Origin of the sequence: Streptomyces sp. CBMA291, assembly GCF_014596525.1 — a bacterium.
Lineage (GTDB): Bacteria > Actinomycetota > Actinomycetes > Streptomycetales > Streptomycetaceae > Streptomyces.
This window is the reverse complement of record NZ_MSJP01000045.1, coordinates 15,472-27,997: the sequence shown is the minus strand read 5'-3', so window position 1 is coordinate 27,997 and position 12,526 is coordinate 15,472. Positions and strand designations below refer to the sequence as shown.

The 12,526-nt window shown below is 71.5% G+C and carries 10 protein-coding genes; all 10 read right to left on the bottom strand.

The window, feature by feature from the left end; all coding sequences use genetic code 11:
• Nucleotides 1-28 precede the first annotated feature (28 nt).
• On the bottom strand, nt 29-1,558 hold the full coding sequence (locus BU197_RS12630) for a PH domain-containing protein (protein ID WP_188268384.1): 1,530 nt from the start codon (nt 1,556-1,558) through the stop codon (nt 29-31).
• Nucleotides 1,559-1,737: 179 nt separating this feature from the next.
• The gene (locus tag BU197_RS12625; protein WP_188268340.1) at nt 1,738-2,238 is read right to left on the bottom strand and encodes a PH domain-containing protein; all 501 of its coding nucleotides are present in this window, start codon (nt 2,236-2,238) and stop codon (nt 1,738-1,740) included.
• 5 nt (nt 2,239-2,243) lie between these two features.
• Complete coding sequence (pgi, locus tag BU197_RS12620) at nt 2,244-3,896, bottom strand: glucose-6-phosphate isomerase (RefSeq protein ID WP_188268383.1); 1,653 nt, start codon at nt 3,894-3,896, stop codon at nt 2,244-2,246.
• Between the two features lie 57 nt (nt 3,897-3,953).
• On the bottom strand, nt 3,954-5,183 hold the full coding sequence (locus BU197_RS12615) for an MFS transporter (protein WP_188268339.1): 1,230 nt from the start codon (nt 5,181-5,183) through the stop codon (nt 3,954-3,956).
• A 210-nt stretch (nt 5,184-5,393) separates the two neighbouring features.
• Nucleotides 5,394-5,729: an RNA polymerase-binding protein RbpA gene (locus tag BU197_RS12610; protein WP_003976875.1), complete on the bottom strand. Its 336-nt coding sequence runs from the start codon at nt 5,727-5,729 to the stop codon at nt 5,394-5,396.
• 77 nt (nt 5,730-5,806) lie between these two features.
• On the bottom strand, nt 5,807-6,037 hold the full coding sequence (gene secG / locus BU197_RS12605) for a preprotein translocase subunit SecG (RefSeq protein ID WP_030205174.1): 231 nt from the start codon (nt 6,035-6,037) through the stop codon (nt 5,807-5,809).
• A 124-nt stretch (nt 6,038-6,161) separates the two neighbouring features.
• Nucleotides 6,162-6,938, bottom strand: coding sequence for a triose-phosphate isomerase (gene tpiA / locus BU197_RS12600; RefSeq protein ID WP_188268338.1), 777 nt, complete (start codon nt 6,936-6,938; stop codon nt 6,162-6,164).
• Between the two features lie 7 nt (nt 6,939-6,945).
• Nucleotides 6,946-8,157 (bottom strand): phosphoglycerate kinase, encoded by a 1,212-nt coding sequence (locus tag BU197_RS12595; RefSeq protein WP_188268337.1) that lies wholly within the window; start codon nt 8,155-8,157, stop codon nt 6,946-6,948.
• Between the two features lie 104 nt (nt 8,158-8,261).
• On the bottom strand, nt 8,262-9,272 hold the full coding sequence (gene gap / locus BU197_RS12590; protein WP_188268336.1) for a type I glyceraldehyde-3-phosphate dehydrogenase: 1,011 nt from the start codon (nt 9,270-9,272) through the stop codon (nt 8,262-8,264).
• 218 nt (nt 9,273-9,490) lie between these two features.
• Nucleotides 9,491-12,442: a M14 family metallopeptidase gene (locus tag BU197_RS12585; protein WP_188268335.1), complete on the bottom strand. Its 2,952-nt coding sequence runs from the start codon at nt 12,440-12,442 to the stop codon at nt 9,491-9,493.
• Between the last annotated feature and the right edge of the window lie 84 nt (nt 12,443-12,526).

Genomic DNA, 12,526 nt, shown 5'->3' with positions numbered 1-12,526 from the left:
GTTTCGATCCCGCGCCCGGAGGCCCGGTTCACCCCTCGGTGGACCGGGCCTCCGGCGTGGGTACGGCTTCCAGGAAGGGCGCGAGCAGATCGGGTACGGCCTCGGCGGCGAAGGTCAGGCCCTGGCTCTGCCCGGCGTCGCGGACCTCGTACGCCCCCGCACCCGCCGCCGTCGTGGCGGTCAGGGTCAGCACCCCGGCACGCCGTTGAAGGTACGACTGTCTGATCGTCCAGCCGATGACACCGGAGCGCTGGAGCACCACGGTGGCCCGCCGCAGCGTCCCCGAACGGGTCACCAGCCAGGCGCCGCCGACGCCGTGGCCGAGGGCCCGGTAGGCGTCGAGGGCGAACAGTACGGCGACCGGGACGCCGAGCAGGACACCGCCCGCCGCCACGTACAGCAGGACGGGGGTGAGGAGCACCCCGAGCAGGGCGAGGACGGCGGCCGGGACGAGGACGCCGCCCAGGGCCCGGCGCACCCTGCGGTCGCGGGCCGCCCGGGGGTGGGCGGCCAGGGGCATCCCGGTGGGCGGCACCGGTTCGCGCAGGACGTCGGCGGCGACCCGGTCCGCGACGGCCCGCTCCACCGGCGGCAGCAGGTTCTTCAGGTCGGCGTGCCGGTCGCCGTCGTCCTGTGCGAGGCCGGTGGCGACCGCGTCGACCCGGGCGGCGCCGAAGATCCGGGCGCCGAAAGGCTCGACCAGTTCGATCCCCCGCAGCCGTCGTTCCTCCAGGGAGACCGAGCGGGAGGTGAGCAGGCCCCGGGAGACCCGGAGGGTGCCGCCCGGCTCGCGCTCCAGGCGGTAGTTCCACCACATCTCGGCCCAGAGCCCGAGGGCGCCGACCGCGCCGACGGCGGTGGCGAGAAGGACCAGATCGACGATCATCCAGGTGAGGGAGACCTCCCGGAAGCGGTCCCCTATCCAGTCGATGACTTGCGCCTGGGCGCCGAACCACTCGCTGACCTGCATGACCGCGCCGATGGCCGCGCTGCCGAGGGCGGGGGCGAGGAAGGAGACGGGGGCGAAGCGGATCCAGCGCGGGTCGAGGACGGCGAGGGCGCCGTCCGGGTCGGGGGCCTCGGCGGGGGCGGTGGTGCGGGCGAGCAGCTCGCGCCGGAGCCGCTCGCCCTCGGCCCGGGTGACCAGGTCGAGTTCGAGGGTGGACTCGCCGCCGGTGTGCTCTCCGGTGCCGACGCGGACTTTGACGAGGCCGAAGAGGCGTTGGAGGAGGTTGGCGCTCAGATCGGCGCTGCGGACGCGGTCGCGGGCGAGCGAGCGGCGCTGGACGACGAGCAGCCCGGTGTGCAGCTCGACCCGCTCGGGGCCGACGCGGTAGCGGGTCCGCCGGAACCGGACCGTCTCGGCCACGAGGGTGACGCCGAGGACGAGCAGAAAGCCCCCGACGATCCAGGAGGCGGCCTGCCACCACGGCCGTGAGCCGGTGAACCCGAAGGCGAGCGGCAGACCGGCGCCTCCGAGCACCCCGGCGAAGAGGACACCCCGCACGAGGACGGTACGGGGGGCGAGGCGGAGCCAGCCGTCGACGGGGTCGAGCAGCTTGACGGGGTGCTCGGGGGTGGCGGGGGTGACGAGGTCGGCGGGGCCTTGCTGCGCGGCTCCGGCCCCGGACTCGGCTCCGGCTCCGGCTCCAGCCCAGGTCTCGGCCCCGGACTCGGCTTCCGCCCCGGCCCCGGCCCCAAGTCCCGGCCAGTCTCGGGACCGCGCCGGGTCCACGGTCACGTGGCGTCCCCAGGGGTGGCCCGGGTGAGCGCGGTCAGGTGCTCGGCGAGGGCGGCGGCCCGTTCGTGGTCGAGGCCGCCGATGCGGATCGCGCCTCGGGAGGAGGCGGTGGTGACGGTGACCGTGGCGAGCCGGAAGGCCTGTTCCAGCGGGCCCCGCGAGGTGTCGACGGTCTGGACGCGGGACATCGGGGCGATCCGCCACTCCTGCCAGAAGGCCCCCGTGCGGGCGTAGACGGCGTCCTCGGTGACCTCCCAGCGGTGCACCCGGAACCACCAGCCGGGGAAGAACGCGGCGCAGAGCAGTCCGGCCGCCGTCACGGCCCCGGCCGCCGTCAGCAGCCAGAACCGGGCGGGCCCGATCAGGGTGCCGAGGACGGCGAGGACCAGCGCCGGTACGACGGTGGCCGTCAGGATCCTGACCCGCCACCAGGGCACGGCCCGCTCGTCCACGGCGTTCCTCGGCGGCCTGAGCCGCACCGCGTTCTCCCCCCTCATCGTCGTTACCGTCCGCGCAGCGAGCGGTAGACGCCGACGAGCCCGGCGGTCGAGCTGTCGAGGTGTCCGCTGTCCTCGCCGTCGGTCAGGACCGGCTCGATCCGCTTGGCGAGGACCTTGCCCAGCTCGACGCCCCACTGGTCGAAGGAGTCGATGTTCCAGACGGCGCCCTGGACGAAGACCTTGTGCTCGTAGAGCGCGATGAGCTGGCCGAGGACGGCGGGGGTCAGCTCGTCGGCGAGGATCGTCGTCGTCGGGTGGTTGCCCTGGAAGGTCTTGTGCGGGACGAGTTCCTCGGGGACGCCCTCGGCCCGTACCTCCTCGGGGGTCTTGCCGAAGGCCAGCGCCTGTGTCTGGGCGAGGAAGTTGGCCATGAGCAGGTCGTGCTGGGCCACCAGACCGGGCGCCAGGTCGGCGACGGGCCGGGCGAAGCCGATGAAGTCGGCCGGGATGACCTTGGTGCCCTGGTGGATCAGCTGGTAGTAGGCGTGCTGTCCGTTGGTGCCGGGGGTGCCCCAGACGACGGGGCCGGTCTGCCAGTCGACCCGCTCGCCCTGACGGTCCACCGACTTGCCGTTGGACTCCATGTCGAGCTGCTGGAGGTAGGCGGTGAACTTGGACAGGTAGTGCGAGTACGGCAGGACCGCGTGGGACTGGGCGTCGAAGAACGCCCCGTACCAGACGCCGAGGAGGCCGAGCAGCAGCGGCGCGTTCTCCTCGGGCGGTGCGGTGCGGAAGTGCTCGTCGACGAGGTGGAAGCCGTCGAGCATCTCGCGGAAGCGGTCCGGCCCGATGGCGATCATCAGGGAGAGGCCGATGGCGGAGTCGTAGGAGTAGCGTCCGCCGACCCAGTCCCAGAACTCGAACATGTTCGCCGTGTCGATGCCGAACTCCTCGACCTTCTCGGCGTTGGTCGAGAGGGCCACGAAGTGCCGGGCGACGGCCTCCTGACCGGCGCCGAGGCCGGTGAGCAGCCAGTTCCTTGCGGAGGTGGCGTTGGTGATCGTCTCGATGGTGGTGAAGGTCTTCGAGGCGACGATGAAGAGGGTCTCGGCGGGGTCGAGGTCGCGGACCGCCTCGTGGAGGTCGGCGCCGTCCACGTTGGAGACGAAACGGAACGTCAGGTCCCGCCGGGTGAAGGAGCGCAGGACCTCGTAGGCCATCGCGGGACCGAGGTCGGAGCCGCCGATGCCGATGTTGACGACGTTCCTGATCGGCCGGCCGGTGTGGCCCGTCCACTCCCCCGCGCGGACCTTGTCGGCGAAGGCCCCCATCCGGTCGAGTACGGCGTGCACCCCGGGGACGACGTTCTCCCCGTCGGTCTCGACGACGGCGTCCCGGGGGGCGCGCAGCGCGGTGTGGAGGACCGCGCGGTCCTCGGTGGTGTTGATCTTCTCGCCGCGGAACATGGCCTCGCGCAGCTCGGCCACGCCGGTGGCGGTGGCGAGTTCCCGCAGCAGGGTCAGCGTCTCGTCGGTGACGAGGTGCTTGGAGTAGTCCAGATAGAGGTCTCCGACGCGCAGTGCGTAGCCGCTGCCACGCTCCGGGTCCGCGGCGAAGAGTTCGCGCAGATGGGTGTCGCCCAACTGCTCACGGTGCTTGCCGAGGGCCGCCCACTCGGGCAGCCGGTTGAGCCTGGTGCGGCCTTGGTCGTTCATCTCGGACATCGCCCATTTCTTCTCGTCCTGCTTGTCTGCCCCGCTGCGTCTCCCAACCTAATTGATCAGGGGTACGAGCGACGCGACGGTGAGCGCGAACAGCGCAGCCGCCAGGAGCGCGGGTGTGAGCGGTCCCCAGCCGGCGGCCACCGCGCCGCCGAGGACGGCCCCGAGCGGGGCGCCCGCGACGGCGAGGGTCCGGAAGGCCGCTGCGACGCGGCCGAGCATGCCCTCGGGGGCACGCTCCTGCATGAGGGTCGTCAGCTGGACGTTCCACACCGTTCCCATGCATCCGAACACCGCCATGGCTCCGATCGATACCGCCAGGACGGGCACCGTACCCATCAGAACCAGACAACCCGTCTGGACGGTCCCGGCGAGGAGGACGGCGCGGACCCGTCCGGTGCGCTCGGCGATCCGGCGGGCGAGGAAGCCGCCGATGACGCCGCCCGCGGCGAAGGCGGTGCCCATGGCCGCGTAGCCCGCGTTCCCCGCGTGGAGGCCGTCGGTGACCAGGACGACGAGGGTGGCGATCAGGGCGCCGACCCCCGTGTTGCAGAGGGCGGTGGCGATGCCGAGGCAGCGCAGTGTCCGGTCGTGGCGGAGCGCGGCGATGCCCTCGGCCATCTCGGCGCGCAGGGTGGACCCGGCGGGGCGGGGCGGCCGGTCGGGTGCCCCGGTGCGCAGGGAGGCGACGAGGAGTGCGGCGAGGAGGTAGGTGGCGGCGTCGGCCGCGTACGGCATGGCGGCTCCGGCGAGCAGCAGGACGGGGACCAGGGGGGTGGCGAGGAGTCCTCCGGCGAGCTGTTGACCGGTCATCAGGCGGGCGTTGGCCCCGGCGAGGGCCTCGGTGGGGACGAGGGTGGGGAGCAGGGCGGTGGCCGCGTTGTCGAAGAGGGTCTGGAGGGTGGTGAGGGTGAAGGCGAGGACGAGGAGGAGGGCGATGCCCGCGTGTCCGAGGGCGACGGCGAGGGCGAAGCCGGCGAGGAGTACGCCTCGGAGGAGGTCGACGGCCCACATGGCGCGCCGCTGGTCGACGCGGTCGGCGACGGCGCCGCCGAGGAGTCCGAAGAGGAGCCAGGGGAGGAAGCCGCAGGCGGTGACGGAGGCGATGAGGAGGGGGTCGTCGGTGAGGGAGGCGGCGAGCAGGGGCATCGCCCCGGCGCGCAGGGCGTCGCCGAGGCGGGAGACGACGGCGGCGGTCCAGAGGCGTCCGAATCCGCCGCGCCAAGGGGGCGCGGCGGTGCGGTCCTTGCCTGGTGTGGTGCTCAGTGGTGTCGCGGTCATGGTGCCCCCCTGTCTCCGGCCGGATCGGGCGGTCCCGTTCGCCGCCGATCCCGTTCGCCGCCCATCCGTTCGTCACCGACAGTAGGGGACGCCACTGACAGTGGCCGTGAGCAGGGAAGTCGGGGGCGCGGGCGGCGGGGGAAAGGCGAACGGGCCTGCCCGCGAACCGAGTTCGCGGGCAGGCCCGTTCTTCACACCGTCACACTGTCATCAGATCTCGCCGCGCAGTTTCGCCAGCGCCTCCGCGAGGATCGCCTCCCCGTCGGCGTCGCTGCGACGCTCGCGCACATAGGCGAGGTGGGTCTTGTACGGCTCCGTGCGCGGCGGGTCCGGCGGGTTGTCCCGGTCCTGACCTGCCGGGAAGCCGCAGCGCGGGCAGTCCCAGGTCTCCGGGACCTGTGCGTCGCTGGCGAAGCTCGGCTGGGTCTCATGCCCGTTCGAGCACCAGAAGGAGATGCGGAGGCGCGGCGCCGACTCGCCTCGCTCGGCCTCCCCCATCGGCCCCGCGCCGACCCGGCTTCCCCGGATCGCGTTGCCACTTGCCACGGTCGTAACTCCCTGCGTGATGGTGCTCGAAGATGCCCCAGTCTACGTAAGGCCCAACGCGCGTCCAGTGTTAGGAGTTACCCGTCCAGCTTCATCAGCAGGCCGAGTACCACAATGCAGGCGAACCAGAGCAGACCGACCACGACGGTGATCCGGTCCAGGTTGCGCTCGGCGACCGAGGAGCCGCCCACGGAGGACTGCATGCCGCCACCGAACATGTCGGAGAGGCCGCCACCCTTCCCCTTGTGCATCAGCACGAGCAGCATCAGCAGCGCGCTGAAGACGATCAGGGCGATCGAGAACCCCATAACCACGGCTGGACCAACTTCCTCGGACTCGTACGGACGGACTTGTACGGAGGGCTAATACGGACGGGGGCCGGGCACCTGCCCGACCCCCGCAAGGGTACGACGTAACTCCGCTACCGCATACTCACTGGTCGCGGAAGCGGACGATCTTGACGAACTCGTCGGCGTCCAGTGCCGCGCCGCCCACCAGGGCGCCGTCGACGTCCGGCTGCGCCATGATCGCGGCGACGTTGCCGGACTTGACCGAGCCGCCGTACTGGATGCGGACCTTGTCGGCCAGCTCCTGCGAGTACAGCTCGGCGAGGCGGCCGCGGATCGCGCCGCAGACCTCCTGCGCGTCCTCCGGGGTGGCGACCTCGCCGGTGCCGATGGCCCAGACGGGCTCGTAGGCGATCACGATGGACTCGGCCTGCTCGGCCGGGACATCCTTCAGACCGCCGTCGAGCTGGGCGAGGGTGTACTCGACCTGCTGTCCGGCCTTGCGGATGTCCAGACCCTCGCCGACGCAGAGGATCGGGGTCAGGCCGTGCTTGAACGCGGCCTTCACCTTGGCGTTGCAGATCTCGTCGTTCTCGGCGTGGTACTGGCGGCGCTCGGAGTGGCCGACGGCCACGTAGGAGCACTTCAGCTTGGACAGCATCAGGCCCGAGATCTCGCCGGTGTAGGCACCGGAGTCGTGGGCCGAGATGTCCTGGGCGCCGTACTTGATCTTGAGCTTGTCGCCGTCGACCAGGGTCTGCACGGAGCGCAGGTCGGTGAAGGGCGGCAGGACGGCGACCTCGACCGCGTCGTAGTCCTTGTCGGTCAGCGCGAAGGCGAGCTTCTGGGCGTGGGCGATGGCCTCAAGGTGGTTGAGGTTCATCTTCCAGTTGCCCGCCATCAGCGGGGTGCGCGTGCTCATAAGGGGGTCAGTCCTCCAGTGCGGCGAGGCCGGGAAGCGTCTTGCCCTCAAGGTATTCGAGGGAGGCGCCACCGCCGGTCGAAATGTGGCCGAATGCCTTTTCGTCGAAGCCCAGGATGCGGACGGCCGCGGCGGAGTCGCCGCCGCCGACCACGGTGAACGCCGGGGAGTCGACGAGCGCCTGGGCAACGGCCTTGGTGCCCTCGGCGTAGTCGGGGTGCTCGAAGACGCCCATCGGGCCGTTCCAGAAGACGGTGGCCGCGTCGGCGAGCTTCGAGGCGTAGAGCTTACGGCTCTCGGGGCCGTTGTCCAGGCCCATCCGGTCCGCCGGGATGGCGTCCACCGTGACGGTCTCCGGGTGGGCCGGGGCCTTGGTCTTCAGGTCCGGGAACCCGGGGGCGACCAGCACGTCGACGGGGAGCACGAACTCCACGCCGCGCTCCTTCGCGCGCCGCAGGTACTCCTGGACCGCCGGGATCTGGTCCTCCTGGAGCAGCGAGACGCCGACCTCGTGGCCCTGGGCCTTGAGGAAGGTGTACGCCATGCCGCCGCCGACAAGGATGCGGTCGGCCTTCTCCAGGAGGTGGTCGATCACGCCGAGCTTGTCGGAGACCTTGGCGCCGCCGAGCACGACCACGTACGGGCGGCTGACGTCGTCGGTGAGCTTGCGCAGGACGCCGACCTCGGTGGCGATCAGGTAGCCGGCGGCGTGCGGGAGGCGCGCCGGGAGGTCGAAGACCGAGGCATGCTTGCGGTGCACCGCGCCGAAGCCGTCGCCCACGTAGAGGTCGGCGAGGTCCGCGAGCCGGTCGGCGAAGGCGCCGCGCTCGGCGTCGTCCTTGGAGGTCTCGCCGGGGTTGAACCGCAGGTTCTCGATGACGGCGACACCACCGTCGGCGAGGCCCGCGACGGTGGCGGTGGCGGAGTCGCCGACCGTGTCCGTCGCGAAGGCGACCTCGGCACCGAGCAGTTCGCCCAGCCGGGCGGCGGCCGGGGCGAGGGAGAACGCCGGGTCCGGGGCGCCCTTGGGGCGGCCCAGGTGCGAGGCGACCACGACCCGGGCGCCCGCGTCGGCGAGTGCCTTGACCGTGGGCACGACGGCACGGATGCGGCCGTCGTCGGTGATGGTGGTGCCGTCGAGCGGCACGTTGAGGTCGGCGCGGACGAACACCCGCTTGCCGGAGACACCCTCGGCGAGAAGTTCGTCGATCGTCTTCATCTGTCACAGACTCCTTGGTACGCGGTGGAGCACACAAACAGGGCTCGCACAGCGCGGCGTTGCGCTGCCCGAGCCCTGCTCACATCGAAAGCCCGCCCTGATGCTTAGAGCTGGCCGCCGACGAAGACGGTGAGGTCGACGAGTCGGTTGGAGTAGCCCCACTCGTTGTCGTACCAACCCAGGATCTTCACCGTCTTGCCGTCCTGAACCATGGTCAGGGAGGCGTCGAAGGTGCAGGAAGCCGGGTCGCTCACGATGTCCGAGGACACGATGGGGTCCTCGGTGTAGAACAGGTAGCCCTTGAGGTCGCCGTCGTCGGCGGCCTTCTTGAACGCGGCGTTGACCTCGTCCTTGGTGACCTCGCGGTCGAGGGTCACGACCAGGTCGGTGGCGGAGCCGGTGGGGACCGGGACGCGCATGGCGATGCCGTCCAGCTTGCCCTTGAGCTGCGGGAGGACCAGGGCGGTGGCCTTGGCGGCACCGGTCGTGGTCGGGATGATGTTCTCCGCGGCGGCGCGGGCGCGGCGCAGGTCCTTGTGCGGGAAGTCCAGGATCCGCTGGTCGTTGGTGTACGCGTGAACCGTCGTCATCAGGCCCTTGACGATGCCGAAGTTCTCGTCGAGAACCTTGGCCATCGGGGCGACGCAGTTGGTGGTGCAGGACGCGTTGGAGATGACGTCGTGCTGCGCGGCGTCGTACTTCTCCTGGTTGACGCCCATGACGATGGTGATGTCCTCGTCGGTGGCCGGAGCCGAGATGAGGACCTTCTTGGCGCCGCCTGCGAGGTGCTTCGCGGCGTCGGCGCGCTTGGTGAAGATGCCGGTCGACTCGATGACGATGTCGACGCCCAGCTCGCCCCAGGGGATGTCCGCCGGGTCGCGCTCGGAGAGCACCTTGATGGTGTGGCCGTCCACCGTGATGGTGTCGGCGGTGTGGCTGACCTCTGCCTTGAGGCGGCCCAGGATGGTGTCGTACTTCAGCAGGTGGGCCGTGGTCGCGGTGTCGCCCAGGTCGTTGACGGCCACGATCTCGATGTCCGCACCCTGCTCAAGGAGCGCACGGAAGTAGTTCCGGCCAATGCGGCCAAACCCGTTGATGCCTACGCGGATCGTCACGAACCGATCTCCTCGTCAGGTACGCCGGTGTGCTCGACGCCGGCGAGATTTCTGTTTTTTGGGATGTCCCCGACCGCTTACGACCCTACCTCCCCCCGCGCCCGGGAGTGACATCGAGCGCATCCGTACGAGCCCGTGACGTGAGGGAAAAGGCGGGACGGCCCGTACCCGGCAACGGGTACGGGCCGTCCCGGGACCTTCGGCCCCACTACGTTCCGTCAGCGGCGGAGCACCGCGAGGGCACGGCCGACGAGTCGGGCCCGCTCGGTGGCGGCGGGCACGTGTTCGAGGCCGAAGCCGAGGAGGACGGTGTCGTCGGTGGTGACCGCCGCCTGGGAGTGGTAGAGGGCCCCGGAGCGCGCCCAGTCGGCGCCGTTGCCGGGGCTTCCGGCGGGCGGGCCCTGCACGTTCCAGGCACCGAGGGAGGTCTCGAAGCCCTCGCTCTCGACGGCGGATCCGGTGAAGAGGCGGGTGTCGTCGACGAAGACGCCCGTCCCTCCGGTGCCGGGGTCGGAGATGTACGAGACGGCCAGTTCGACCTTCCGGCCCGCCCAGGGGCTCAGGTCGACGGAGGCCTGGCGCCAGCCGTTGGAGGAGCCGGTGAAGGCGTTCCAGGAGCCGGTGGTGCCGGTGGCGGCGCAGCTGTCCCCGGCGACGGTGAGGTAGTGGGAGAGGAAGGGGTGGGCGCCGACGTAGAAGCCCTCTCCGCAGTCGGCGGGGGGCTCCGGGGAGGTGCCGCCGCGGGTGTCGGGCAGGGTGGTCCAGTCGTCGAGGCCGACGGTGTGGGCCTCGACGACGAGGTTGTCGTAGCCGGGCTCCGTGTCGTAGCTGACCTGGAAGTCCAGACGCGGGGCCGAGGCTGCCGGGACACCGGTGAGGTCGACGGTCCTGGCGAGCCGGGACCAGACGCCGTCCGCGTGCTTCAGGGCGGCGAAGGCCGTGCCCTCGGCGGGCTCGAAGGGGGTGCGGACGCCCGGGTAGTCACCGGCGGCGGCGCTGCTCGCGAACCGCGGGAAGTCCTTCGGCTTCAGGATGTCGGAGGTGACGGTGTAGGCGCCCGCGTCGTCCAGCGGGTCGCCGTCGGCCGCGCCGAGTGCGGCGCGGGTGCCCGCGAGGGCTCCGGCGCCCGCGAAGGCCGGCGGGTTCTTCAGCCCGGACCGCTGGTACGCGCCCAGGTAGTACTGGGCGAAGTCGTCGGACTCGGCGAGGCCGATCCGGGTGAGTCCGCCGCTCTTCTCCCCGGCGTCGAGCAGCTTGCCGCCTTCGTTGAGGTAGGCGCGGACGGCGAGCTGGGCAGCCCCGGAGGGCGCCTCGGCGCCGGTGTACCAGACGACGGTACGGAAGTGGGAGAGCACGCCGAGCGCGTCCGGGGCGCCCTGGGTGGCGACGTCCCAGACGGCGGCCGCGCGCCCGTTGTCGGCGAGGGCCCTCACATAGGCGCCGGTGTGCCGGGCGGCGGTGGTGCCGCCCTCCTCGGCGAGGACGAGGACGTCGCCCCGGGGCCGCTGGGCCACCCGGTAGGTGAAGGGGACGGAGGAGGTGGCCCGGCCCTCGCGGGTGCGGGCGGTGAACCGGACCTCGACGGAGTCGCCGGGGCGGGCGCCCTCGACGGCGGCGCGGTACTCGTCGAAGTAGAGGTTGTCCTCGCCGCCGTAGGTCTCGCCGCCCCGCCAGGCGGCCAGCCGCTCACTGTGGGCGCGTCCGCCGTTGATCCGGTACGTCAGGGTCTTGTCGCGCAGCGACTTGCGCGCGGTGACCGCGACTTCCTGGTCCTCGCCCCGGGCGTAGGAGGTGGCGAAGGTCTTCGGGGTGAAGTCGGGGGCGTCGATGCCGACCGGGGAGACGGGCCGGTCGGGGTGGGCGGAGGTCTCGGCGACGGCAAGGGCGAAGGGGATGTTCTTGGCGAACTCGGCCTGGATCAGCTTCTCGTCGTCCGGGAAGGTGAAGACGGAGGCGCAGTCGGCCGGGTCCCAGGCGTCGTCGGGGTCGACCCGGGAGGCGGTGGCGCAGGTCGACATCTCCGGGGTGAACATCTGCATCCCGTTGACGTTGGCGGCGTGTCCGTCCGCCTCGCCGTTGGTGATGTACAGCTCGGAGGAGACCTGCGGCCGGTAGCCGGGGACGGCCGAGTTCCGCGGGGTCCCGGCGAGGGCCTTCAGGGCCACGTCGTCGGGGGTGTCGGTGGCGATCTGCCAGCCCACGCCGTAGAGCAGGAGCTGGGCGGCCGAGTGGTAGTTGACGCCGTACGCGAAGCCGACGCGTTTCTGGAAGGCGTCGAGGGCCTTGGTCTCGGGCTCCGACATGGGGCCCTTGCCGCGGAAGGTCTCGTCGGCCGGGTCGGGGGACGAGCCCTCGTTGTCGTAGCCCCACTTGTAGGCGAAGTTGCGGTTGAGGTCGACGCCGTCGCCGGCCGTGATCCGCCCGTCGCCGTCGTTGTCGCGGAGGTTCTTGCGCCATTGGCGGTGGGCGGGGTCGGCGTGCGTGTAGTCGTAGCCGTCCGGGTTGGCGGAGAGCACGAACCACAGCTCGGTGGAGTCGACGATCCGGGTGATCCGCTCGTCCTTGCCGTAGCCGTCGAGGTAGTAGTGGAGCAGCCGCCGGGTCATCTCGGGGGTGATCCACTCGCGGGCGTGCTGGTTGGACATGTACAGCGTGGCGGGCTTCGAGCCGTCCTCGGTGCGCCGCGCGCCCTTGGTGAGTTTGAGGGCGAGGATGTCCTGGCCCTTGAGGGTCTTGCCGATCGAGACGACCTTGGTGAGGCCGGGGTTGGCCCGCGCCGTGTCCAGGATCTCCTGCTTGAGCCCGTGCGGTCCCCCGTACGGGCGGAAGACGCCGTCCCCGGCGGCGGCCACCCGCTTCTCCGCCTGCGCGGACAGCCGGTGCTCGGCGAGCGTGACGCCTTCGCCCCGCAGCTGTCCCGCCTGCCGGTCGGTGAGGACGAGTTCGACCGTGGCGGAGCCCTTGGCGGGCACCTGCTCGGTCAGTTCCCGGGCGTCGGCTCCGGCCTTTAGAAGCAGGGGTACCTGCTCCGAGGAGACCTGGGCGCGCCATACGGAGAGGGCGTCGCCCCCGTCCCGGTCGTTCGGCTGCGCTCCGGCGACGGGTGCCGCCGCCACGCCGGCGATCAGCAGTGAAGCCGCGGCGAGGATCGATCCCGCTCTGCGTCTCATGAGCCCCCCTTGCTGTTGTCTGCCTCGAAGGTGCACGGACGCCAGGCTCTTGGGCACCTCCGGGCGTGTCAAGAGTGCCGCGCG

Coding starts and splice junctions, on each gene's coding strand:
- BU197_RS12615 (WP_188268339.1), bottom strand. CDS start 5,183: ATGACCGCGACACCACTGAGCACCACACCAGGCAAGGACCGCACCGCC.
- BU197_RS12625 (WP_188268340.1), bottom strand. CDS start 2,238: ATGAGGGGGGAGAACGCGGTGCGGCTCAGGCCGCCGAGGAACGCCGTG.
- BU197_RS12595 (WP_188268337.1), bottom strand. CDS start 8,157: ATGAAGACGATCGACGAACTTCTCGCCGAGGGTGTCTCCGGCAAGCGG.
- tpiA (WP_188268338.1), bottom strand. CDS start 6,938: ATGAGCACGCGCACCCCGCTGATGGCGGGCAACTGGAAGATGAACCTC.
- BU197_RS12585 (WP_188268335.1), bottom strand. CDS start 12,442: ATGAGACGCAGAGCGGGATCGATCCTCGCCGCGGCTTCACTGCTGATC.
- secG (WP_030205174.1), bottom strand. CDS start 6,037: ATGGGGTTCTCGATCGCCCTGATCGTCTTCAGCGCGCTGCTGATGCTG.
- pgi (WP_188268383.1), bottom strand. CDS start 3,896: ATGAACGACCAAGGCCGCACCAGGCTCAACCGGCTGCCCGAGTGGGCG.